This is a genomic window from Rhizorhabdus wittichii, from assembly GCF_017607425.1.
Taxonomy (GTDB): domain Bacteria; phylum Pseudomonadota; class Alphaproteobacteria; order Sphingomonadales; family Sphingomonadaceae; genus Rhizorhabdus; species Rhizorhabdus wittichii.
Genome location: NZ_CP059319.1, coordinates 5601605 through 5625606, shown reverse-complemented (window position 1 = coordinate 5625606; position 24002 = coordinate 5601605). Strand labels below are relative to the sequence as shown.

General features: G+C 63.4%; 21 protein-coding genes and 1 pseudogene. 17 read left to right on the top strand and 5 right to left on the bottom strand.

The window, feature by feature from the left end; translation table 11 throughout:
* The first annotated feature begins 118 nt into the window (after positions 1-118).
* The 3 genes from HRJ34_RS26840 (at position 119) to HRJ34_RS26830 (ending at position 4957) form a co-directional block, all read left to right on the top strand.
* Positions 119-829, top strand: coding sequence for an SDR family NAD(P)-dependent oxidoreductase (locus HRJ34_RS26840; protein WP_041379058.1), 711 nt, complete (start codon positions 119-121; stop codon positions 827-829).
* Positions 819-1796 carry a 50S ribosomal protein L11 methyltransferase gene (locus HRJ34_RS26835; RefSeq protein ID WP_208632949.1) on the top strand — a complete coding sequence of 326 codons (978 nt, stop codon included), beginning with the start codon at positions 819-821 and terminating at the stop codon, positions 1794-1796. The genes HRJ34_RS26840 and HRJ34_RS26835 overlap by 11 nt, the downstream gene beginning before the upstream one ends.
* A gap of 146 nt (positions 1797-1942) precedes the next feature.
* A complete protein-coding gene (locus HRJ34_RS26830) occupies positions 1943-4957 on the top strand; it encodes a ligand-binding sensor domain-containing protein (RefSeq protein ID WP_208632948.1) in 3015 nt (1004 codons plus the stop codon).
* A 7-nt stretch (positions 4958-4964) separates the two neighbouring features.
* Here HRJ34_RS26830 and HRJ34_RS26825 read toward each other — a convergent pair whose 3' ends face one another.
* From HRJ34_RS26825 to HRJ34_RS26815, 3 genes are all read right to left on the bottom strand, one after another.
* Positions 4965-5375 carry an EVE domain-containing protein gene (locus HRJ34_RS26825; RefSeq protein ID WP_208632947.1) on the bottom strand — a complete coding sequence of 137 codons (411 nt, stop codon included), beginning with the start codon at positions 5373-5375 and terminating at the stop codon, positions 4965-4967.
* 169 nt (positions 5376-5544) lie between these two features.
* Positions 5545-5913 (bottom strand): YciI family protein, encoded by a 369-nt coding sequence (locus HRJ34_RS26820; RefSeq protein ID WP_011952163.1) that lies wholly within the window; start codon positions 5911-5913, stop codon positions 5545-5547.
* A 594-nt stretch (positions 5914-6507) separates the two neighbouring features.
* Complete coding sequence (locus HRJ34_RS26815) at positions 6508-9300, bottom strand: TrlF family AAA-like ATPase (protein ID WP_208632946.1); 2793 nt, start codon at positions 9298-9300, stop codon at positions 6508-6510.
* 341 nt (positions 9301-9641) lie between these two features.
* Between HRJ34_RS26815 and HRJ34_RS26810 the strand changes: the two genes are divergently transcribed.
* Positions 9642-10775 (top strand): phospholipase D family protein, encoded by a 1134-nt coding sequence (locus HRJ34_RS26810; protein ID WP_208632945.1) that lies wholly within the window; start codon positions 9642-9644, stop codon positions 10773-10775.
* Here HRJ34_RS26810 and HRJ34_RS26805 read toward each other — a convergent pair.
* On the bottom strand, positions 10772-12412 hold the full coding sequence (locus HRJ34_RS26805; protein ID WP_208632944.1) for an Eco57I restriction-modification methylase domain-containing protein: 1641 nt from the start codon (positions 12410-12412) through the stop codon (positions 10772-10774). The genes HRJ34_RS26810 and HRJ34_RS26805 overlap by 4 nt on opposite strands.
* A gap of 585 nt (positions 12413-12997) precedes the next feature.
* On the opposite strand from HRJ34_RS26805, the gene HRJ34_RS26800 reads away from it, so the two are divergent.
* The 4 genes from HRJ34_RS26800 to HRJ34_RS26790 all read left to right on the top strand — a co-directional run bounded on the left by HRJ34_RS26800 (position 12998) and on the right by HRJ34_RS26790 (position 15293).
* Complete coding sequence (locus HRJ34_RS26800) at positions 12998-13528, top strand: antirestriction protein ArdA (protein ID WP_208632943.1); 531 nt, start codon at positions 12998-13000, stop codon at positions 13526-13528.
* Between the two features lie 198 nt (positions 13529-13726).
* Entirely contained in the window at positions 13727-13942 is a 216-nt protein-coding gene (locus HRJ34_RS29705) for a transcriptional regulator domain-containing protein (RefSeq protein WP_226948975.1), read from the top strand.
* The gene (locus HRJ34_RS26795) at positions 13875-14507 is read left to right on the top strand and encodes a DUF2285 domain-containing protein (protein WP_226948974.1); all 633 of its coding nucleotides are present in this window, start codon (positions 13875-13877) and stop codon (positions 14505-14507) included. The genes HRJ34_RS29705 and HRJ34_RS26795 overlap by 68 nt, the downstream gene beginning before the upstream one ends.
* Positions 14508-14744: 237 nt before the next feature.
* Positions 14745-15293 carry a GNAT family N-acetyltransferase gene (locus HRJ34_RS26790; protein WP_145396302.1) on the top strand — a complete coding sequence of 183 codons (549 nt, stop codon included), beginning with the start codon at positions 14745-14747 and terminating at the stop codon, positions 15291-15293.
* A gap of 13 nt (positions 15294-15306) precedes the next feature.
* Here the strand turns inward: HRJ34_RS26790 and HRJ34_RS26785 are convergent, their stop codons facing one another.
* Complete coding sequence (locus HRJ34_RS26785; RefSeq protein WP_407586946.1) at positions 15307-15609, bottom strand: DNA -binding domain-containing protein; 303 nt, start codon at positions 15607-15609, stop codon at positions 15307-15309.
* A 171-nt stretch (positions 15610-15780) separates the two neighbouring features.
* Between HRJ34_RS26785 and HRJ34_RS26780 the strand changes: the two genes are divergently transcribed.
* From HRJ34_RS26780 to HRJ34_RS29700, 9 genes and pseudogenes are all read left to right on the top strand, one after another.
* Entirely contained in the window at positions 15781-16944 is a 1164-nt protein-coding gene (locus HRJ34_RS26780; RefSeq protein WP_208631982.1) for an IS110 family RNA-guided transposase, read from the top strand.
* Positions 16945-17383: 439 nt separating this feature from the next.
* Complete coding sequence (locus HRJ34_RS26775) at positions 17384-18505, top strand: IS110 family RNA-guided transposase (protein ID WP_208631983.1); 1122 nt, start codon at positions 17384-17386, stop codon at positions 18503-18505.
* Between the two features lie 658 nt (positions 18506-19163).
* Positions 19164-19433, top strand: coding sequence for a helix-turn-helix transcriptional regulator (locus HRJ34_RS26770; RefSeq protein WP_018426335.1), 270 nt, complete (start codon positions 19164-19166; stop codon positions 19431-19433).
* Entirely contained in the window at positions 19434-20510 is a 1077-nt protein-coding gene (locus tag HRJ34_RS26765) for a replication initiator protein A (protein WP_208632942.1), read from the top strand.
* A gap of 61 nt (positions 20511-20571) precedes the next feature.
* Positions 20572-21090 (top strand): DUF2840 domain-containing protein, encoded by a 519-nt coding sequence (locus HRJ34_RS26760; RefSeq protein ID WP_208632941.1) that lies wholly within the window; start codon positions 20572-20574, stop codon positions 21088-21090.
* Positions 21087-21632: a S26 family signal peptidase gene (locus tag HRJ34_RS26755; protein WP_208632940.1), complete on the top strand. Its 546-nt coding sequence runs from the start codon at positions 21087-21089 to the stop codon at positions 21630-21632. Before HRJ34_RS26760 ends, HRJ34_RS26755 begins: the two co-directional genes overlap by 4 nt.
* A 34-nt stretch (positions 21633-21666) precedes the next feature.
* Positions 21667-22002, top strand: coding sequence for a DUF736 domain-containing protein (locus HRJ34_RS26750; RefSeq protein WP_208632939.1), 336 nt, complete (start codon positions 21667-21669; stop codon positions 22000-22002).
* Entirely contained in the window at positions 21999-22931 is a 933-nt protein-coding gene (locus tag HRJ34_RS26745) for a lytic transglycosylase domain-containing protein (RefSeq protein WP_208632938.1), read from the top strand. Before HRJ34_RS26750 ends, HRJ34_RS26745 begins: the two co-directional genes overlap by 4 nt.
* Before the next feature lie 460 nt (positions 22932-23391).
* Positions 23392-23898: pseudogene (locus tag HRJ34_RS29700) on the top strand (relaxase/mobilization nuclease domain-containing protein); the annotation flags it as partial.
* Positions 23899-24002 lie beyond the last annotated feature (104 nt).

The window sequence follows — 24002 nt, the reverse complement described above, 5'->3', positions numbered from 1 at the left end:
AGATCGTTCGCCGGTGGATTCCCGCCTTCGCGGGAATGACGCTTGAAAGGCGCTTCTCCCCGCACCTCGGGGCGATCCGCCGTTGCCGTTCCGGCCAACAATCCTTATCCCGCGCCCCATGACCATCAACATCCTCGCCACCGGCACCAGCCGGGGCATCGGCAGGGCCATCGTCGACCGCTTCGCGGACGAGGACGTCCGCATCGTCGGCCATCGTTCCAGCGACGGCGACGACGACAGCATCGCCGCCGACCTTTCCGACCCGACCGCGCCGCGCCGCATCTGGGACCAGGCGCTCGAGCGGCTCGGCGGCCGGATCGACGTGCTCGTCAACAATGCCGGCATCTTCGAGGCCGCCTCGATCGACGCGCCCGACATCGCCTGGACCGAGGCGTGGAACCGGACGATGCAGGTCAACCTGACCGCCGCCGCCGAGCTCTGCCGCCTCGCCGTCCTGCATTTCCGGCGGCACGGCGGCGGGCGCATCGTCAATATCGCCAGTCGCGCCGCCCATCGCGGCGACAGCCCGGCGCATTGGCATTATGCCGCGTCCAAGGCCGGCATGGTGGCGATGACCAAGACGATCGCGCGCGGCTATGCGGCCGAGGGCATCCTCGCCTTCGCGGTCTGCCCCGGCTTCACCGTCACCGGCATGGCCGAGGATTATCTGGCGAGCCGCGGCGGCGACAAGCTGCTCGCCGACATCCCGCTCGGCCGCGTCGCCGATCCGGCGGAGATCGCCGAGACGGTCCGCTTCCTCGCGCTCGCCGCGCCGGCATCGATGACGGGCGCGGTCCTCGACATCAACGGAGCCAGCTATGTCCGCTAGGAGGAAAGCCGAACCCAAGGGCGACGGCGTCACCGGTTTCCCCTTCGCGCCCGAGCGCGAGGGAAGCTGGAAGATCACCCTGCCCTGCACCAAGGCCGAGGCCGAGATGCTGGCCGGCGACCTGCCCGAGATGGCGGCGTTCGATCCGCCACCGACGCTGATGACCAGCGAGCCCGATCCGGACAGGCCCGACGACTGGCAGCTCGACGTCTATGTCGAGACCAGGCCTGCCAAGGCCCTGGTCGCGGCGATCGCCGCGCTGGTGCCGAGCGCCGCCGGGATGAAGCCCGTCATCACCCACATCCCCGAGGACGACTGGGTCACCCTGTCGCAATCGGGGCTGGAACCGATCCACGCCGGGCGCTTCTTCGTCCACACGCCGCACAATGCCGATCATGTGCCCGAAGGGATGACCGGCTTCATGATCGACGCGGGCCGCGCCTTCGGCACCGGGCATCACGAGACGACCACCGGCTGCCTGATGATGCTCGACCAGCTCAAGCGCGGTGGCCTGCGCTTCGACGACATCGCCGATATCGGCACCGGCACCGGGCTGCTCGCCTTCGCCGCGCGGACGCTGTGGCCCGCCGCCCGGGTGATCGCGTCGGACATCGATCCGGTCTCGATCGAGGTGACCGCCGAGAACGCCGCCGTCAACGGCGTGCCGGTCGGGCGCGGGCGCGGACAGGTCGAGCTGGCGGTGGCCGCCGGCCTCGCCCATCGCCGGCTCAAGGCCCGGCTGCCCTACGACCTGCTGATCGCCAACATCCTGGCCGGCCCGCTGATCGAACTGGCGCCGGTGTTCGCCAATGCGGTGCTGCCGGGCGGCACCGTCATCCTCGCCGGGCTGCTCGACAGCCAGGCCGAGGCGGTCGCGCAGGCCTATCGCCGGCAGGGCTTCTACCTGGCGGGGCAGATCGTCCGCGGCGACTGGCCGACCTTGCGGCTCGTCAAGCGGAAACGCTGACCCCGGCCGGACCGGCCCCGTCCTTCCTTTCGATACTATTATCCATCCGAGCGCCTGCTATTGTCGGGTCGGAAGAATTTGGGGCACGGACATTGAGGGGGCAGGCGCGGAAGGGATTCCTTCGATCCGGCGGGATGCTGGGCGGCATGCTGGCCATGTGCGCGCTCGCCTTCGCGGCCGCCGGCCCGGTTCGCGCCGCGCCGCGCTGGACCAACCTGGTCACCACCGTCTTCCACAATTACGGCCGCGACCAGGGATTGCCGCATCCGGTGCCGACCGCGCTGGCGCAGGATCGCGACGGCTTCATCTGGATCGGCACCCAGGGCGGGCTCACCCGCTGGGACGGCTATCGCTTCCGCGCCTACAAGGCCGATCCCGACGTTCCGGGTAGCCTGCCCGACGACTGGGTCCAGATCCTGCACGTCGATCCGGCGGGCACGCTGTGGATCGGCGGCGGGGCCGGCGGCCTCGCCCGCTATGACGCGCCGCGCGACCGTTTCGTGCGGGTACCGCTCGGCCCCAGCGGGGGACGGACGCATATCGGCGCGATCGCCGACGACGGTCGCGGCGGGCTGTGGGTCGGGACCGACCAGGGACTCCATCATCTGAACCCGGCCAATGGCGCGGTCCGGACGCCGCCGATCGCGATCGCCGACGCCCCGGTTCGCGCGCTGCTGCGCGACCGGAGCGGCGCGCTATGGGTCGGGACGACCAAGGGACTGCTGCGCCGCGCGCCCGGCTCCGCCGGCTGGACGATCGTCGCGCTCGACCATGCGGCGGTCAGCATCACCGCGCTCTACGAGGATGTCGAGGGCCGGGTGTGGATCGGGACCCAGCGGCGCGGGCTGCTGCTGATCGACCGGCCGGGCGCGCGGCCCCGCGCAGTCGGCGAGGGCCCCATATTGTCGGCGGGATCGGTGTCCGCGATCAGCCCCGCCAGCCCGCGCGAGCTATGGGTCGGGATGCGCGGCAACGGTGTCGTCGCGATCGACATCGCGACGCTGCAACCGCGTTTCATCCGGCACGACCGCACGGTGGCCAACAGCCTCGCCCATGACGACGTCTGGGCGCTGCTGCGCGACAAGGCCGGATCGCTGTGGGTCGGCTGCATGGGCGGGCTCAGCTACCATCCGCGCACCTCGGGGCTGATATCGGCCATGCTCGCCTCGGAGAACAGCGTCGACGGGCTCAGCGCGACCGATCCGCAATCGGTGCTGGCGACCCGCGACGGCCGGGTATGGATGGGCTATCTCGACGGCGGCGTCGACGTGATCGATCCGGCGGTCGGCCGCGTCGCGGCGCTGCGGCCCGGCGACAGCGGCGGCCATCGCACGATCCTGCCGCCCGACATCGTCTTCGCCCTGGCCGAGGATCGATGGGGCGGCGTCTATATCGGCACGCGGCGCGGCCTCTACCACAGCGGTCCCGCCGCCGACGGCGTCCGCCTGGTCCCGTTGCCGGGCCGCGACCCGCAGATGTCGGTCACGGCGCTGGCCTTCGACGACGGCGTGCTCTGGGTCGGCGGCGACGAGGACGGACTGCTCGGCGTGGTCCCCGATCGGGCGGGGCAGCCGGGCCGCGTCCTGTTCGGGCCGAAGGACAATGCCCGCCTGACCGACGACGGCGTCAACGTCATCCGGCGCGGCCTGGGGCACGACCTGTGGATCGGGACGCGCAACGGGCTCTACCGGCTCGACCTGGCGACCCACGCGATCGACCATATCGCCTTCGACGCCACCGACCGCGGCGCCCTGCCCGGACGGAATGTGGTGGCGATGCTGATCGACCGGCGCAACCGCCTCTGGGTCGGCACCTTCGGCGGCGGCCTCGCCATGATGACCGGCCGCGACGCCGCCGGCCGCTGGCGCTTCCACCGCATCGGGGTGGCGCAGGGGCTGCCGCACATGAACGTCGACAGCCTGCAGATGGACGGGTCGGGCACGATCTGGGCCGGTACCGACGACGGCCTCGCCCGGGTCGATCCGACGAGCTTCGCGGTCCGCGCCGTGCGCCAGGCCGACGGCTCCGCGCTGGTCGACTATTATGCCGGGGCCGGCGCCACCAGCGCGGTCGGCGAAGCGCTGTTCGGCGCCAAGGGCGGCCTCACCATCGTCCGGCCGGGGCCCCTGCCCCGCTGGACGCTGCAACCGCCGCTGGTGGTGACCGACCTCAGGATCGGCGGCGTGACGCTGCCGGTGGCGCAGGTCAACCAGGCGACCGCGACCGCCCCGCTGACGGTGCCGCCCGACGCCAACAGCCTGGCGGTCGAGTTCGCCGCGCTCGACTATACCGCGCCCGAACGCAACCATTATGCCTATCGGCTCGACGGCTTCGACCGCGACTGGACCGAGACCGACGCCAACCGGCGGCTCGCCATCTACACCAACCTGCCGCCCGGCAATTACGTCCTGCGCCTGCGCGGCTCCAACCGGGCCGGCGTGTGGACCGAGCGCGAACGGACCCTGCCGATCCGGGTGCTGCCCGCCTGGTATCAGCGGCTGTGGCTGAAGCTGGTCGGCGGCCTGCTGCTGCTGCTCGGCGTCGCGATGATCGTCCGGTGGCGGACCCGCTATCTGCGCCGCCGGCAGGCCGATCTCGAACGCCAGATCGCCGAGCGCACCACCGACCTGCGCGCCGCCAACGAACGGCTGGGCCATCTGGCGCTGACCGATCCGCTGACCGGCTGCGCCAACCGGCGGCATTTCCTGGCGCTGGCCGAGGACCAGATCGGCGCGGCGCGGCGCGGCGGCCGACCGCTGTGCCTGGCGATCCTCGACCTCGACGAGTTCAAGGCGGTCAACGACCGCCATGGCCATCCGGGCGGCGACGCCGTGCTGGAGATGGCGGGCATCCTCCTGCTCGACCATCTGCGCGAGGGCGACGCCGCCGGGCGGATCGGCGGCGAGGAGTTCGCCATATTGATGCCCGACACCGCGATCGCCGACGCCCGGCTGTTCGCGGACCGGCTGCGCGAGGCGATCGCCACCGCCCGGATCACGGTCGACGGCCTGTCGATCGGGGTGTCGGTCAGCATGGGCGTGGCCGAGTTGTGCGACGACGAGGATTTCGGACGCCTCTACGCGCGCGCCGATACGGGACTCTATGCCGCGAAGCAGGCCGGCCGGAACCGGGTAGAGACGGTCGTCGCTCCGGCGAGTTGAACGAGGCTCAGGCCGCCATCTTCAGGATCACGTCCCATTCGGCGTCGGAGACGGGAGACACCGACAGCCGGCTCTGCCGCAGCATCGCCATGCCGGCCAGCGCGGGTTCCGCCTTCATCGCGCCGAGGGTGACGGGCTTCGCCAGCGCGCGGATCGGCGCCAGTTCGACCGCGACGAAACGCCCCGCCGGATCGGTCGCATCGGGAAAGGCGGTGCGCACCACCCTGGCGACGCCGACCACGGCCAGCCCCTCCTGGCTGTGATAGAAGAGGACCTCGTCCCCCTCCTTCATCGCCTTCAGGTGCAGCGCGGCGGCATTGTTGCGCACCCCATCCCAGACGGTGCGGCCATCGCGTTCGAGATCGGCATAGGAATAGCTGTTCGGTTCCGACTTCACCAACCAGTGCGACGCCGCCATCACCTTCATCTCCTTTCGCCGCCACGACCAGCGCGGCTCGTACCCCGGGAAATGATTTTTCCGAGCTTCACGGCCATCCATCCACCACCGACATCGGCATTTCAAGCGTCGTTCCGCCCCCTCCTGCGAAGGCCCCCGCACGTCGCGCCATATGTCGAATGTCGGCCGCTCATTGCAGGTCTTCGAGCTCGTACAGCGGCCGGATCTCGATCTCGCTCGGTCCCATCATGGGATTGGGGCAGCGCTTCACCCAGGCGACCGCCTCGTCCATGTCCTTGACCTGCCAGAGCCAGAAGCCGGCGACCAGTTCGTTGGGATGGGCGAAGGGTCCGTCGATGACCGTCCGTCCGGGACCGTCGAACGCAACGCGCTTGCCGCGCGAAGAGGGGGTGAGGCCGTCGCCCGAGACCATGATGCCGGCCTTGACCAGTTCATCGTTGAACTTGCCCATCGCCTCGAACATCGCGAGCGCCTCGGGGGTCGGCCGGAAACCCTGCTCGCTGTCCTCGGTCGCCTTTACCAGAACCATCACACGCATCGTCCGTCTCCTCGTTCGCGCCGGCTTCACGGCCTGACGCCGGAACGACGAACGGGGCTTCGGGGAGCCGACACTCTCCCGAAATTCTTTCGATGGTTCCGAAGAGATCGGGCGGACAGCGATCGGGCCATCCGCTAATTCCTCCCCGCGGCGCCTTGCAGCGCCGAGCAAATCGGGCGGACAGCCACCGGCTGTCCGCTAGTTCCGATTTACTCCCACTCCATTATTTTGAGACGGCTTAGCGCATTGAAAATAATGCAAAAATATTTTTTTGCATATCGAGATACCGTCAAGCCTACCGTCAGAAAAGTTCGATCTTGAAATCATTGAGCTTTTCGCGCTGGCGATGAAGCTCGACATTTCCCCATCTATCGCTGGAGACAGCAACTGGTGCAGTTTGGTATCGACTCGGTAAAGTGCTCGATGAAAGCCGACGAACAGAGAACTGCATCTACGCTATAGCCCTACAAAATGACACTTGATCGCCATTAGAAGCCTAGGAAAGCCTGTAGCGAATTCCTAGGCAAGCGACCCTACAACGCTTCCGCCCTTGACCCGCTGACTTCAAGCTGTCCGCTAGCAGGTCATTATTTGTTAAAAGCCATACTTTTCTCGTCGGAGGTTGAAGGCGGCCTCGCCGCCTTCCATAATGCGTTTGATAGCCTCACGAACCTCGGGCACGTCGATGGCACCTTCGCCTGCGATCTTGCCGCCGGATTGGTCGCCGGCCTTTCTGTAGTCGCACCATGCGACCAGTTCGGCATCGCCGTTGACGACAAGATTGGCGTTGTGGCTGACGAAGATGATTTGGCGCTTCTGCTTCGCACTCCAAATTTGCTCGACGATTTCCTGCATAACTGGATTGTCTAGGTCTTCTTCGGGCTGGTCGATGAGCAGAGGCGGCCCTGGCTGATTGAGCAATGTCTTTAAGAGTGCCGTCGCCTGCTGCCCCGCCGACGCGTTCTTGAACGGAATATAGTCGCTTTCGCGAGCGCGGTACTCAAAGAATGGCTCGCTCTTGATATCGATAAGCGATAGTGCCAGCCAGTCATCTGCTGATAGCTTCCGTGCAATCCGGTCAAGATCACCAGCAGTGAGTCCTGCTGCCGACAATGCTGGTGTTTCCGGACGGCGATCACTGCCCTCTTGGTCAGATTCGAACGCAGCAAGCATTTCAAGATCATCGAGAATGCGCGACCAGCGTTCTTGCGGGTTTTCGGCCGTGATGATGGCCTCACCAAGCGCCTCGACGCGCTCTCGCCGCACATTGGAGCCGGAAAGAGATTCACGGAGTCGTTCCACAAATTCGTTAGCATCGGCGTAGCGTTTGACGTGAGCGCGGATAGCGCCGCTCGCGCTCTCGGTCAGTTTCTGACATTGAACATCGAAAAGCCTGTCGCGCTCGGCTTTGAGCTCATGCCAGCCTTGTCGTTCGGCGGCATAGACGTCGCCTGCTGTCTTTAACGATTTTTGCTCGTCGCCGAGGCGTGCTGTCTCTTTCTGGAAGGCGGACAGCCGACCTTCAATGGTCTGCAATTGTTCCATACGTTCACGGTGCGCGGATGAACGCTTGACGGCTGCCTCATATGCTTCCCTGAAAGCCTGCAATTTCTGCTGCCAATCTGCCCACGGCGTGCCGGGGCCTGCCTCGGCAGGCTTGCGCAGCTGCGCAAGCAGGGTGTCAATCACTTGGCTCGCCTGCGTCATCAACTGAGTGTATTCGCCGTGCGCATTCTTCAAGAGGTCGCCGTCCGGGACCTCGGGCGGCGGAGCCGCCTGCTCAAGGCTGGCCGCAATTTCCGCAGACAAGTCGGACAGACTATTGGCAACCGACCGAAGGTCGTTCTGCCAGCCGTCAACGGCTTCCTCGGCGGCGTCGTAGGACTTCCCCTGATTGAGAAGGGCACGGTCTTCATCCGACAAGCCGGTCAGGGAATTGCGGATGGCGTCCGCTTGCTCTTGCAGCGAACGCGCTTCCAGCGTGCGGCGTGCGATATCGGCCGCAAGCGCCTGTTGCCGGCGGCGATTGGCATAAGTCTGCCTGATACGTTCCGCTTTTTCCGAAATACGGCGGTCTAGTTGTGCAAGCTCCATGCGTATGGGCGCGGTGATGAAGCGGGCAAGCTCGTCGGTGCGCACGCTCACGTCGCTCAGTTGCTTCTGGCTATACGCCTGCACAGGCAGGAGCGCGCGCACTTCCGCCTCGTTGCAGACTCGCATCTCGTCGGGGCCTACCTTGATGAGCAGGCTTCCGTCCTTGCTATCGCGCCGAACGACATGGATCACGTCGTTGACAATGAAAGTCACATCGACCGTCGCGCCCAACGGCTTGAGCGTGTTTTCGATGAGCCGGCTGCGGCGCGACTGATAATTAGGCGCGTCCGGGTCGTCCGTTGCCGGTGGCTGATCGCATAGCGCCCAACGGAGATATTCGAGAATAGTGGATTTTCCCGTCCCCCGCCCGCCGATGAGGGCGTTATATTGCGGATTGAATGCAAGGTCGATGGGGCCGAGAAACTGACTATTGCTTACGCTGATCCCCGAAATGATTACGGACGGCAGCTTAGGTTCGTCGTGCGAAATACGTGACTCTTGCGCGAGACACGCCTGCCGCAGAGCCTCCGCCGTCGGCTTCGCCCATTTGATCCAAGATGCATGCTTGCCAAGATCGTCATGGTCTTCGCGGCGATTGTCAGAAGTCTGTATGCAGGCGATGCGCTTGTTGCCCCAAGCCTTGTCCTTGCCCGCAAGGATGCTCATAGGCCCCGCCTTGAGGTCATTGATACTTCCGTCGACGTAACCGCCAACAAAAGGCATTTCCTTGTATTTGGCCATCATACCGTTGCGAAGAAGCGAAAACTTCCCTTCGCCGGTAACATTCGGAAAAACGATGTAGCGGTCGCGCAGCCACGTATGCTCGTCGAGTTTCTCCTTCAAGATCCTGAGTGACTGGATGTTTTCTAGACGCTCGGTCTGCGCGGTCTTTGCATCGTCGTCAGGCGCGGGATTTATGGCGAGCGCCGTTAGCACGGCTGGGAACCGGTTTTCCTCGAAATCAGCATCCAAAATGAGGATGGCCTGACAGGGCACGGCGAGTGTCAATTCGATGCCGGGGAAAACAGAGAGGCGCTTATCCTCAGGTAATAGCGCGCCGTTGGCATCGGTTTCGGCGAGCGCGGCGCGCTTCACGAACGGAACGAAAGCCATATCGTGATGATCGGTGACGGCTATCGCGTTCAAGCCCTTCTCCCGACACGCTTCGACCAGCCTAGCCGCGTAAGCCATGCGCTCCGCTTCCGTCACATGGTTCCCGCCATTCCATTGCAGATCGCGCGGCGAATGAACCTGAAAGTCGCAGCAGTGGTAATGTGCTCCCCTGTCAGCCATCTAAATCTCCCCCCAGATACGAATGTTACTTCTTACTTCCCCCGAGGGCACGAAATTTCTGTATGAGACGGCGGTGTTGCTCCAGCGTTAACTTTTCTGATTATCGCCATCCACAACGGGCTACGCACCAGCAACCTGATAAGCCCTGCTCGCCAGCCGCGCCGGTCTCTAGCCTATGATTACGATTCCTTTGATGAGCGGTTAGGGGGCGCTTTTAGGCACCGGTCGCGATGACTCGGCGACCAACCGCCGGTATCGTCTATAGAAAGCGAATCGGTGGGGGCGAGATGGGAAGCAGGTTACTCTTTCAGGGAATTACTCCCGAAAATCACCTTGCCGCCGTGCGGTATGTGCTTTCGATTGATGAGCCCGATGAGATTATCTTCAGCACGGCGTTTATGAATCGGGGTGGCCTCCAGCAAATCCGCGAGGCTCTTGAACCTGCCGCAGCCGTGACAACTATCATTGCGGGCATCCGCAACGGGATAACCTCAGCACAAGGACTTCTCGCCGCGCTCGAGTTTGGCTGTACGGTGCTTGCAGTTGATACCGGCTCGCGCAACGTGATCTTTCACCCAAAAATCTACTTTGCTAGGAATGCCTCGACCGCACGGCTCGTGCTGGGCAGCGCTAACCTGACGATTGGCGGCCTTAACTCTAATATCGAGGCAAGTGTTACCATGACGCTTGATCTCGGCATGAAGGACGACGCGGATTTTGTGGCCGACATTCTGGCGAAAATCGCTGGAATGCGGGCCGACTATCCGGAACATGTTTTCAGCATCGCGGACGCAGCGGCAGTGGCAGCACTGCTGGAAGCCGGGCGCGTGGTCGATGAAAGTATAGTGGCAGCCCCGACGCCGGGCGGCTCGTCCGGCAATCGTGATCTCGACACTATCCCGAAAATGAAGCTAAAAACACAGCCCGTTAAACGCCCAGCTATGCCGCCAGCGGCTGCGGCTCCTGCTGCTGCGCCAGCGGCACCGGCCGCTGCCCCGGTCGTTGCTTCAGTACCGGCCGCGCCTGTGCGGAACCAACTCGCCCTTGTATGGGAAAGCCGCCCCCTGACGCGGCGATACCTGACGATTCCGACTGGTGAGAACACGAACCCCACCGGCTCGATGCTGTTCACCAAGGGCGCAATGGACGATATCGACCAGCGCCATTATTTCCGGGACGAGGTCTTTAGCGGGCTGGATTGGCACCACGACACAGCGCCCGGCAAGGAACACATGGAACGCGCTGAAGCGCAGTTCCGCCTAATCATCCGCGACGTTGATTATGGGGTGTTCACGCTGCGGCTTTCGCACAACACGCGGACGGACACGGCCGCCTATGAGCAAAGCAACAGCATGACCCAACTGCATTGGGGCGAAGCGCGGCCCCTCGTAGCCCGCGAGGATCTGCTAGACCGCACGATGTATCTTTACCGGGACGAAACGGACCCGGACTCGTTCGTGCTGGAAATCGACTAATCAGCTTCAGCATCGGCGGACACGCGGTGCCGCCGGTCGCGCAGCCGCTTCCATCCGTTCAGCAATTCCGATTGATCGGCCGCCGACAGGCCAAGGCCGCCAAGGGTGCGCCGCGTCTGCTGCTCAAGAACAGCGTCCATCGGCATTGTCCGCACGGCCTTGTCAAGCTCGGCAACCTTCGGCCGAACCTTCAGCGGCGGAGGGACTAGCAGCTTTTCAATCTCGGACGGCACCAATTCGAGGACGCCGCCGCCGTAGTGGCGGCCCTCAAGCTCCGCGCTAAGGGCCGTCAGCGCATTGAGGAAGCCATAAACGAATTGCTCGGCCGTGCCTTCCTTGAGGCTGACGCGGTAAGCCGTGTCCGTGGTGTAGGCGCGTAGCCGGTTGAGAATTAGCCGGGGCGTATCGTGGGACCGCTTCAGCATTCCGATTTCAGTCGCATAGACTGACGGCACAGAATACCACGGGGACCGGATGCGGCACTTGTAACGGGTATGCAGGCTCTCTTTTTCGCCCTGCTCGATGTAGCGCTTGCCGGTGCGGCTTTTCTCAACGCCCCGGTCCTGAAACCATATGAAGTTGGTCGGCTTACCCTTGGTCGCATTTGCCCGGTGCTGGCGCTCGTCATAGACGACGCCGGGGCAATGCTCGCTGCGGCCGAACATCGGGTGCGCCCATTGCTGCAAGCCAAATTGCTCTACTGTTTCATCCTCGACCAGAAAGAACTTGTTGGCCCCGGTGACGATTCCAACGTCAACCTCTGCCACGTCATCGAAGCGGCGAACCTCGCCGCTGTCTATCAGGCCGTCCAGCAGCGAACGGGTGGACGGCGACAATAGCGCCCGCGTCCATTTCCCGGCGACGGTCTTCCCGTTGATAGACTGCGGCGCTCTGAAAACGTCCTCGGGGTCCAGCTTCAGGAAGTTCCGGCCCTTCACGGGGTACATGCCAAGCCCTTCGGCGTGTTCGTCCGGGTGCGCCTTCTTCTCGACCATGAGCAGGACCGCGCCCTGAAGGGTGCCTTCAAACCACAATTCTTCTGGGTCGATGACGACTAGGCGGCTGGCGTTCGCGCCAAGATATGAGCGCAGCGATTGCGCATGTGTAACGTGGATGATCTCGGCCGGGACCACCATTGCAAGCCGTCCGCCCGGCCGCAGCAGGGCGAAGGACGCCAGAATGAACGGCACCCATGCGTTTGTGTGCTTCGTGAATTTACAACCAAGGGCAGAAAAGATGGTTTCGGCGCGACCTTGAAAAAGCGGCGGCAAATACTGATAGCGAATGAAGGGCGGATTGCCAAGAACGGCGTCGAACTGCTCCCGCTTGCCCTCAAGGGCTTCGCCAGCCCAACCTAGAAAATCGTCGCTACGGATTCCTACCTCGCGCAAGCCCGCTTGACGGGCGGCCTTGCTAGCCTTCTTCGCCTCGGCCGGGTCGATCTCGAAGCCGGTCACATGGGCGGTCGGAATCAGGTCCGCTATTGGCTTGAAAAAAACGCCGTCGCCGCAACTCGGTTCTAGAATGTCGGTGGGGTCGTTGTGGCGCACCCACCGGACAAGGAAGGTTGCAAGGTCGGCGGGGGTGTAGTAGCCGCCGCGTAATTTTTGCTCGGTCTGAAACTCTTTGAAATTCATTGCCGAGGCTCCGCCTTCTGATTCTTAACGTCCGTTTTCCCGGCAGCCCTGTCCTTAACGTAGCTCTCCGCACACTGAATGAACCAGCGCTTGAGAGTCGAACTGTCCATTGCCAACGTGCTGTAGAGTCGCCGCTTCAGGTCTGGCTCGATCTCGATAACGACGCGGCCGGAATCGCCTTTGGTCATGTGACGGGCCTTTGTGCTTTATGTAACATAGGTGACATGATTTGCCCGGCTTGTCCACGCCATTCATAATGCGATTAGGCGCTTTATATCACTAACGACCCTCCGGCTCTCTACAGCGCAATGTGGAAGCGCGTTCGCCTCCGGGCCGGCGCGGCTGCCGCCGCGTCTCACCTGATCGTTAGGAAGAAGATTGCTAAGGGCGTCGCCCTCGCGCGGCGCAAGAAAACTCTCCGGCCTTTCGCGGCATAAACGGCCCGCTCCCCGCAAGCGGGTCCCCTCCATTTATTCCACGGTGCCAGAGACTTTTCCTGCGCCTTGCTACCCGTGGCTCGCCGCCGGGCAAGGGTTCAGGAGCGGCGCTTCGCTGCTCTGAACCCCAAACCCGAGGATCAGAGACATGACCAACCTTTCCGACAGCAATCCCCGCATCTATGTCGCCTGCCTTGCCGCCTACAATAGCGGGTATCTGCATGGAGCTTGGATCGACGCAGATCAGGACGCGGACGAAATCAGGGACGAGATTGCGGCCATGCTCGCACGGTCCCCCATCGAGCACGCGGAGGAGTATGCCATCCACGACTATGACGGTTTCGAGGGCGTCACCATCAAGGAATATGCCGGCATCGACACCGTGGCGCGCATGGGCGCTTTCATCGCCGAGCATGGCGGGCTAGGCGCTGGCCTGCTGGACCAGTGCGACGATGATATTGACCAAGCCGAAGCCGCCTTGCAGGACTGCTATCACGGCCAGTTCGCCAGCCTTGCCGACTTCATGGAGGACTTGACCGCTGAAAGCGGCATCACGACCCCCGATGCGCTATGCTACTACATTGATTGGAAAGCAATGGCCCGTGACGCTGAAATGAACGGCGAGTTTTTCACAGTCGAAACCGCACATGGCGAGGTGCATGTGTTTTCCAGCCAGTGAACGCTGGAGCGCCTTGCCCGCACTTTTGCGGGCGGACGTCTCGCAGAATCATCAAAATATTGTTAAGCAGACAATAACCACGAATGATCGTGTTAGCCGCTCAAGGTATCTGCTTTAAGCGGCTTCTATATTTCTAGCGATCTTTGAACCTCTAAGGGCTGGGCTGCCTTGCGCGCCCCAGCTTTGGGAGGTGGCGCCATGCTAAGCATCGACTGGCGTTCGCCGGCGGCATACAGGCACGCGAAGCATATTCCGGCCGCCGGTTTCGCTTGGGAATATTTGCGCCGGAATGACGATTATCGTCATGAGTTCCAGACTATCGCACTGGCCGGGGAACCATCCGGCCGTGACCTTGAAGCGTTTGCGGATCGCTGGGGTTTGCGATTTCCCATGCGATCCCGACGCGCCGCATGATCGGCTGCCGCCAATCTGGAGCCCGAGCCTTCATCCTCAAGCGGTGATGCTCTCGCCGGTCGAGCATAAGGGTGGCGACACCGAACCAATATTGACGCTGGCCCATCTCTCCGACCTCGACATGCGCCGTGCTGCCGATGGCTGGCACGGCATCTGGCAGGTGGATGGTGTCTCACATCAATTCTGGCTGCCCGAGGCGGTGTCGGACTCGGGTGCCTTCGCCGCCACGCTACCGATGGATAATTTTCTGGAGCTTCGCGCTCACGCCGCCCGCCGTTTCTGGCGATCCCTCAATGGTCGCGCACCCGGCCCCGACTTCCGGGCCGTTCCCGCCCAGCTCCGGCAATGGCATATCCTGTCCCTGCGCGCGCTCGACGCGCGGTTGCACGGCGAAAGCTATCGCACGATCGCCGAAGTCCTTCTCGGCTTTCGCGGCAGCAAGGAGGATTTCGAGAATGACCCGCGCAAAAACAAGGCCCGCCGCCTAGTCGCTCACGGTATTAAAATGATGCTCGGCGGCTATCGCCTGTTGCTCCACTATCCAATCAGGCCCAACAAGCGTTGATCATTCCGAGCACCATCTTGTTGTATGTCGCAAATTTTCTGCCAACTGCAACAATGACGTGCGACACGAAAAAGGCTGGAAAATCGGCCTTCCGAGAAGTGAATTTACGCGACAACTTCGGTAGAGATTGGTTAGAAAGCTAACATAATACAAAGCCGACGTACGACTGACTAAAATTGTTGGGCAATCCACGATTTCGCACCGACCAACTCGAAATTTCTTTTGAGAACATTTGCTATGGCTTTACTAAAGACGGCGCGTTTGACGCTCAGTCCTTGCACCCCGGTGGATCGCATCGACTTCATCCAGCTAGAGCTTGACCCAGAAGTGATGCGGTTTCTCAACAATGGCGCGGTTGATCATGACAGGGCCGATCCGGCGACCGCGCCGTTTCTCATGCCAAGAGGGACCGAGCCGAACGTCTGGACGGCGCGACGCAATGTGGATGACGAGTTCGTCGGCTGGTTCTGCTTGTTGCCGAAAGTGAAGACGGTAGCTGAAATTGGATATCGACTACGCCGGGAAGCTTGGGGTCAGGGGCTGGCATCTGAAGGCGCGTCGGCTCTCATCAGTTGGGGCTTCGAGGTCGCCGGGTATGATAAAATTGTGGCCAATACAATGGCGGTCAACCAAGGGTCGCGCCGTGTAATGGAGAAGATTGGCATGAAACACACGCGGACGGATTTCTTGGATTTTCCCGACCCTATACCTGGCACTGAGCACGGCGAGGTAACGTATGAGCTGACCTGTTCAGAGTCCCGAAACTTGCGACACAAAGCAAACTGAAAACCGCCGATGCTCACGCCTTGTTAGCTGCCGCCTGTTCCAGAATCTTCCTATAGCCCTCATGCGAAAGCCATTGCGCGCGTTCGAGATGGCTTTGCCAGCAACGATAGGTCCGAAGTTCCTCGGCAACCGGATCGCGGTGCAGCACGATCCGCGCGACTTCCATCCAGTCCGCACCTTCTGCCTTCGCATCCAGTAAGCGCAGATAGGTCACGAAATGCCGTTCGTCATAGACGGTTATGGTGTCGCCGGTCGGCGCTTCATCGTCCACATCGGGATCGAGTTCGACGGGAACCCGCATCGCCATCCCCTTCATCTGGAGAGAGCCTTGCTTGCGGTGCGCCCCCGCAAATGGCCCCTCTACCTGGTGATCGGGGAGTTAGTAACCGTGACTAGACGGCCCTATGACTTGTGGGTTAGCTGCTGCCCGGCGCTCGACGCGAGGATATCCTTTTTTGGCCAAATTTTGGCAGGGAAGGAATCGGTCATGTCGAAGAAGATTGTGGCACCGGCTTACGTAGCGGCGATCGAGCGGGCGGAGGCTGATCCGTCCGCGGCGCGGTTCTGGGTTGGTCTGGACGTCGGCTATAAGAGCAGCGCGGTTTGCGTCGTCGATTGCGACGGAGCGATTGTTCACCAGGTCTCGATGAAAAGCAGCGCGACCGAGATCGGACGCTATCTGCGTAAAAACTTCAAATCGCATGTCACCCTTATTGGCATCGAGAGCGGCGGCCTCACGCCGCATCTGACGACCAAGCTGCGCGCGCAGGGCTTCCAGGTCGTGGTGCTCGATGCGCGGCAGGTGCATCGCGTGTTGTCGGTCAAACGGAACAAGACCGACACGAACGATGCGCGCGGCATCGCCGAGATTACACGGACGGGTCGGGAATATCTGACCGAGGTCTACGTCAAATCGAACCTGTGCTTCGAGATCAGGGCCTATCTCACCATGCGCGACCGTCTCGTCAAACAGCGGCGGGAAACCGAAGCGATGATCCGCGGCCTGGTTCGGGTCTACGGCGGGCGGATCGAGAGCGGGACGGAAACCGCCGCCGGCTACCGTAGCCGCGCCATCGACCAGTTGTGCCTGATCGCCGACACCGAAGGCGTCGATCTGCGTCCACGGGTCCTGCCACTGCTCGATCTATGCGAAGGCTTTTACGTCGAGGCCAACCGTATCGAGCGCGAACTGGAACTGCTGGCCGCATCGAACCCGATCTGCAGGCGGTTCATGGAGATCCCCGGCGTGGGTACGATCACCGCCATGTCGTTTTACAGCGCAATCGAGGACCCGACGCGCTTCCGGCATGTTGATGACGTGGCCGCCTATCTGGGCCTGACCCCGCGCGTCTATCAATCGGGCGAGAGCCTGACACATGGCGGCATCAGCAAGATGGGCAATCAGCTGACCCGCACGCATCTGGTCGGCGCTGCGACCGTCATGCTGTCGAATACCAAATCGTTCAGCACGCTCAAGGACTGGGGCCTCAAGCTCAGCAAGCGGATCGGCTTCAACAAAGCGAAGGTCGCGCTCGCGCGTAAGCTGGCGATTATCATGTTCAGCCTGTGGCGCGACGGCACCCACTTCATGGCCAAGGCGGCCGACGTGTCGGCGCACCGTGCGCTGATGCAGGGCCGGCTACCGGCTTAACCGCGCAGGCCACACCAGGTTCGCCCGCACAATAGCGGCGAAACAGTCCTCCCGGGAGGCGGAGGGATCGGAGACTTCGGGACTAAAGGTGAGGTGGCGACAACCTCGTTACGCTTGTTGAAGCTCCACCCTTTGCACGTGAATGCCCATACTGCGGCAGGCGATCGGCCCAACGGCCATGGCAAGCGCCGGACCGCGAAGAGACTGTTGCACTCCGGGATGGATGATGTGGACTTGCAATGATCGACGGAGAAGAAGATCATGACATAGCCTAATAAAGCCAGGATATCCTCTTCAGGAGGGCAGCAGCTAGAGACTTTGGGCGGGTAGCCTTGGACAAATAGGGTCGTTGCGGTGGGGATGCGGCTGAAAGAGGCTGCCAGTTGCGAGGGTGCGATGCACGACTCGCCGAAGTCACCGCAGAAATCGGAGGCTCTCCATGGCGATGAAAGTCGAGCCGGCGGATGTGATCCGGCATGAAGCGCTTTTCAGTGTAGGTCTTGATGTCAGCCAGCGCAGCACGAGCATCTGCGTTGTGGATGAGCAGGGCCAGGTTGTTCTGGAAGGCCAAGCGAAGACCGACCCGTTCGAGATCGGTCGCTATTTGCAGAAGCGGCTCGACGGTCCGCTGAAGCTGGGAATGGAAACGGGGAGCCTGGCCGCATGGCTCTATCATGGTTTGCGCAAAATGGGCTTCGATGTGGTCTGCATGGATGCGGTGCATGCCCATCGGGCCTTGTCGCTGAAGCGGCACAAAACCGACCGCAACGATGCGCGTGGCCTGGCGGAACTGCTCCGCATGGGTTCCGACTGGATGAACATCGTCCATGTCAGGGAGCAGGCCAGCCAGGAATTGAGGGTGCAGCTTGCCGCCCGAGGTCGGCTGGTCAAGCAGCGTGTCGACCTCGAGAACGAGCTTTGCGGCCTGCTGAAGCCGTTTGGCTTTGTGGTGGCCCGCGGCAATGTCGGTGCAGAGACCTTCCGTGACAGGGTGGTCGATGCCCTGACGCATGCGCAGGACATAGGGATCCAGATCAAGGCTCTGCTGCTACCATTGCTTGACGTGCATCGGGTGCTCGCGCGGCATATCACCGATGCCGATGCACGGCTTGAGGCTATTGCGGCGACTGAGCCAATCTGCCGGAAGCTCATGACGATTCCGGGCGTAGGCCCCGTCACAGCGCTGGCGTTCCGTGCCGCGGTGGATGATCCATCGCGCTTCAAGACCGCCGCCGATGTGGGCGTGTATTTCGGTTTGACGCCGCGTCGGCAGCAATCCGGCGAGAAGGATCGCCACGGCCGCATCAGCAAGCGCGGCGATGTCGGCATGCGCCTGCATCTGGTGCAGGCCGCCACGGTCCTGCTCGTCAGCGTCAAGCGCTGGTCGACGTTGAAAGCCTGGGGCGTGAGGCTTGTGAATCGTATCGGCTTCAACAAGGCGAAGGTGGCCGTGGCCCGCAAGCTCGCCACCGTCATGTACAGGATCTGGCGTGACCAGAGCGTCTTTCGCTGGGGCAAGGCGACCATGGAACCTGCGGCTCCTGCCGCGGCGACCAGCTAATCGTCCGACACCAGCGGAACCTGGGCGGGCGGTCTGAACCCGCTCGGGCGTTACCTGCAGGAACGGCGGGGAGGCGACCTTGATGTACGCGTATTGTCAGACCGTCCAATGGGCGATCATGACGTTGTTGACATATGAAGGCGCCACTCGTGGAAGAACCCCAAACTGACGGCATCCGGCTCGCTCCTCCAGAAGAGGACCTAACCAACGGCCGGAACGACCTCGAAGAGAATAGCGAATCCTGTCAGCGAACGCGCACCATCAGGCAAAGGAGGGTCTGACTATGTGGCGATGAGCGATATCCCCTCTTGACCACCGCAACGAGAGAATACGCCATAGGCTCCCCGACCATAGGTTCGAGGATCGTGGTGCCGTCACGGCCGACACCAACCGCTAGTCAGGGGTTACTACGCCCCAGAGCAGCGCGTCTGCTCCACCCACAATCTTAGCCGAGCTGCGCGCGAATGTCTTTGCCTTTTCGGCGCATCGCGGCACGGGATGCTGAAATCCCTCATCTATTGGCCGCGCACCGCCCCTTGAGGGGGTGCCGCCAGCGCATAGACGCAAATGCGGCACGCTACGCGCCGCCGGTCTCTCGCCATGTTTCGCCACAGTCCGCTGCCGCCCTCGGCAGCCCAATCCCGACTGGAGGTGATCCATGCCCAACCCACTTGCGGGCCTGCCGCCGCGCCTGTTGCGCACCAAGGAAGCCGCGCGCTTCCTCGGCATATCCATCCGCACCCTTGAGAAGCATCGCACCTATGGCACCGGGCCGACCTATCGCAAAGTCGGCGGTCGCGTCCTCTACACCGTCCGCGATCTGGAAGACTGGAGCGCGGCGGGCGAGCGCAAATCCACCCGCGACAAGACCGCCGGCACCGTCTTTCCCGCGCGTCCGCTTACGCCCGAAGAACGGGGCGACTGCTAGATGCTGCGCGAGGACGACCACGACCCCGCACAGCCGACCGAGGACAGCGAGCGCAGCCGCCTAGACCCCTTCGTGGTCGCAACCGGCGACGCGCCGCCGCGCGACCAGCGCGACTTGATGGAACGGCCGTTCTTCTCGCTGGCGAAGACCCCGCGCACCAAGCCGATTCTTTACAAGGCCGCCGACATAGAGGTGCAGGTGTTCGGGATGCCCGAGCACGGCATGGCGACCATATGGGACGCCGATGTGCTGATATGGGCGGCTTCGCAGATCGTCGCGGCCGAGAACAACGGCCTCACCACGTCGCGCTTTGTCCGGTTTACGCCTTACCATCTGTTGCGCGCCATCGGGCGGCCGACCGGCAATCACCAATACCGGCTTTTGAAAGCCGCGCTGTCGCGGCTGCAATCGACCGTCATCGCCACCACGATCCGCAACGGCCCGCATTGGCGTCGCCGGCAATTTTCATGGATCAACGAGTGGGAGGAAATGACGACGCGCGCCGGCCGCGTCGAGGGCATGGAGTTCGTCCTGCCCGAATGGTTCTACAACAGCGTCATCGACCGTTCGCTGGTCCTGACCATCGACCCGGCCTACTTCCGGCTGACTGGCGGCATCGAGCGATGGCTTTACCGCGTCGCCAGAAAGCATGCCGGGCACCAGCGCCACGGTTGGATTTTCGAGGTCGCGCACCTTCACCAGAAATCCGGCAGCCTCGCGCGGCCGTCCGACTTCGCGCTCGACCTGCGCCGGATCGCGGCCCGCCAGCAGCTCCCCGGCTACCTGCTCCAGATCGAGCGGGAAGACGGCCGCGAGCTGCTGCGCATCCGCCCCGAAAAACTGTCAACAGGCACTGTTGATAACCCTGTTAATGCCATCGGCAGATCAGGCGCACGGGGTATCGGCACATCAGGCGCAGCACTATCGGCAGATCAGGCGCACGAACCGCAGCTAACGCTTTGGCCTGAAAAGCGGAATCCGACCGCTAACTTATCTAACAGAGAATCTATCTCTTTTTCTTTGACGCGCGCGCAGGCGAAGCGTGGTGCCGGTTCTGCCGGGAACGACGAGCCATGATGACCTCCGTTGACGCCGCGCACGCGCACAACCCCCACCAGCACATCGCCGGAGACGCCCTATGACCCGTCGCGCCCATCGCAGCGCGCATGGCCGTCCGCTGCCGGACGGGCCTGCGCCCTTCACCACATTGGTCGAACTGACCTTCGAGAAACGCAAGGTCGAGCACTGGATACGCTTCGGCCGCAAGAGCTATGAGCAGATCATCGACCGCCGCCGCAGCGTCGTCGGCTTCGCGCCGGGCAGCGTCTTTGCCTTCGTCCGATGGGCGAGCGGCGACCATGGCACGGTCGTTTCCCGCATCGACATCGTGCGCGCCATCGGGCGTGGCGAGCCGTTCCAGACGTTGCCGTTCGTGCGCCCCGGCGGCGAAATCCTGTTGCGCCTCGATAGCTGGCCGAAGGTGCAACGCGCGCTTGCCGCCATCGACGCCGTGGATGCGCTCGGCCTCGATCCGGCCGACGCCGCACCGGAGCACTGGCGGCACGTCCACAACCGTTTGACCGCCAATCTGGAGCCGCACGCCTACACGCCCGAGCGCCATGCCGCTTGGCTTCACCGCCGAAGGATCGAGCAATGACGCGCCTCCGCACCCTCACGGTGACGGCGCTCGCTGTCCTCGGCATCGCCGCCGCCAGTGGCGTCGATTGGCCCGTGAAACTCATCTGGAACGCGACGGCCAGCGCACCCATCGGCTTCTACACCGTCGAGCCGGCCGACGCGCTCGACGTGCCCGAGCTGGTCGCCATCATGCCGCCCGAACCGCTCGCCGCCTTCATGGTCGAGCGCGGCTATATCGCGCTAGGCGTCCCGCTGTTGAAGCGCGTCTTGGGCCTGCCCGGACAACGGGTTTGCCGCGCCGGCAGCACGATCACGGTTGACGGGATCGAGATGGGCGAGGCGCTGGAGCGCGACAGCATCGGCCGCGATCTGCCCGTCTGGCAGGGCTGCCGCGTCATCGGCGACGACCAGCTTTTCCTCATGAATTGGGAGGTCCGCGACAGCCTTGACGGCCGTTACTTCGGACCCGTCCCCGCAGCTTCCGTCATCGGCCGAGCGGTCCCGCTCTGGACCGATGAGGAAGGCGTCGGCCGCTACGAGTGGCGCGCGCCGACGCACTGAACCACCCCCGAAAATCAAACGCAGGAGATTTCCCATGGCAGAGATAGGCACCTTCACCCGCACCGAAACCGGCTATGCGGGGGAGCTTCATTCGTTCGGCCTCCATGAAAAGCTGTTCATCGTCCCGGCCAAGCCGAGCGACATGAAGAACGCGCCCGACTATCGCGTGCGCCTCGATAGCGAGGACGGCCCGGACGCCGGCCCCGCATGGAAAGACTCCAGCGAAAATGCAGGCGACTTCGTGTCGATGAGGTTGGAGGGACCGATCTTCCCGTTCCCGATCCGCGCCAAGCTGTTCCAGTCCAATGACGATCCTTCGGTCTGGACCCTGCGTTGGAAGCACGCTCGGAAGATCGAGGATGAGGAATGACGGCCGCGCGCGTCCGGCCCGCCATCAGGTCAAAGATCGGCATCCCTTTGTTCGCGGAAAAGCCGTCTCATCCCTTCGTCCCGCTCGGCGACCAGACGGCCGGCGCGCGCAGCGAAGGTCAGGGGCGGCCATCGGCCGGCGCTTGCGCCTTGCCCTTGACCGCAGCGAGCACGCTGGCAGGCTGCCGGCGAAGCGGAGACAGGCCGGCATGGCATTTTGCCGTCCTGCTGCTGGCCGGCGCGCTTTCCGTCTGCATCGGCTCGGGCATCGCTGTCGCGCAATCCGCGCCCGTCGAGCGCCCGGCCGCAGCCCATCCCTATGCGGCGCACATCGCCGAGGCGTCGCAGCGGTTCGGCATCCCCGAGCACTGGATTCGCGCCGTGCTGCGCGCCGAAAGCGCGGGCGACGTGCGCGCGATTTCGGCGGCAGGGGCCATGGGATTGATGCAGGTCATGCCCGACACATGGGCGGGCCTGCGCGTCAGCTATGGCCTCGGCCGCGATCCCTACGACCCGCGCGACAACATCCTCGCAGGCACGGCCTATCTGCGCGAGATGTTCGACCGCTACGGCAATGTCGGCGCGATGCTTGCGGCCTATAACGCCGGCCCCGGCCGCTATGACGAGCACCGCGCGACGGGCCGCCCGCTTCCCGCCGAGACACGCGCTTATGTCGCCGCGCTCGCCCCGATCCTTGGCGGCGCGGCTCCATCGGATGCGCCGTTGCAACCACCGGCACCGCCGCCCGACTGGCGCGGGGCACCGCTATTCGTCATGCGCCCGGCCGACACGCGAACTACCGCCGCGCCGCCGTCCGAGGTGCAAACAGGCGACGGCCGCGCTGCCGTTCCGGCGCGCGACCCCGCCCGTGCGGAGCCGCAGGATGGCAGCATTTTCGTGGCGAGCGCCAGCGATGGGAGAACGCAATGAGGGCGGCGTTCCCGCGCTCGGCGGCGCTGGTTTCGGCATCCGGTCGGGCAGGTTTGCGCCCGGCAGGATTCCCGACAGGAGGGGCAGAAAAGACAGAAAGGGCGGAGGGCAAGATTAAAGAAGACGGCACCATATGGGGCCGCTTCTGGAAATTATTGTTGTCTGCACACTGGTTAGGTGGCCGGTTCCGGCACCATGGTTTTGAGGGGCCGCGTGCCGCGATTTTGCGCAAAGCCTTGGCTTTGCAGGGTTTCGAGCGGCACCATAGGCGCAGATCGGCCGTTTTTCGGCGATTTGGGCTGGAGTCGCGCCCTTGAGCGCCGACGACGAAAACCGCTTCCGTCCGAAGCCCGGCCGCATCCGATCCGACACGCCGAAGGCCGGCAAGACCAAGAGCTTTTTCACGCAGGTCAGGAAGATCACCCGCCAGCATCAGGCGGCAGCCTCACGCGATCCTTCCATGCCGTCATCCGCGCGCCCGTCATCGCCGGGGCGGTCTCGCGCCATGGCCGCCAGCGGCAAGGGCGTGAAGCGCGGCCGGGGCGCGAGCTTCGTGCGCGCCCGGAACATATCCGGCAACTGGCATCATCGCCAGCCGGGCAGCCGCCGCGTGATCGTCAAGCAGCGCAGCGTCCGGGCCGCATGGAAGGGCGGCCGTGCCCGCGCGCATCTGCGCTATGTCCAGCGTGACGGAACCTCGCGCGACGGCGAACGCGGCCAGCTCTATTCGGCGCATGAAGACCGCGCCGATGGCGACGCCTTCCTTGATCGTGGTCAGGATGACCGCCATCAGTTCAGATTCATCGTCTCGCCCGAGGATGGCGCGGAGCTGTCGGACCTCACGGCCTACACCCGCGATTTCATGAAACAGGTGGAAGGCGACCTCGGCACGAAGCTGGATTGGGTTGCCGTCAATCACTACAACACCGGCCATCCCCATGTGCATGTCATCGTCAACGGCCGCGATGATACGGGCGGGGATCTAGTCATCAACGGCGACTATCTCGCCAACGGCCTGCGCGAGCGCGCCAGCGAGCTTGCCAGTCTGGAACTCGGCCCCGTTACCGAGAT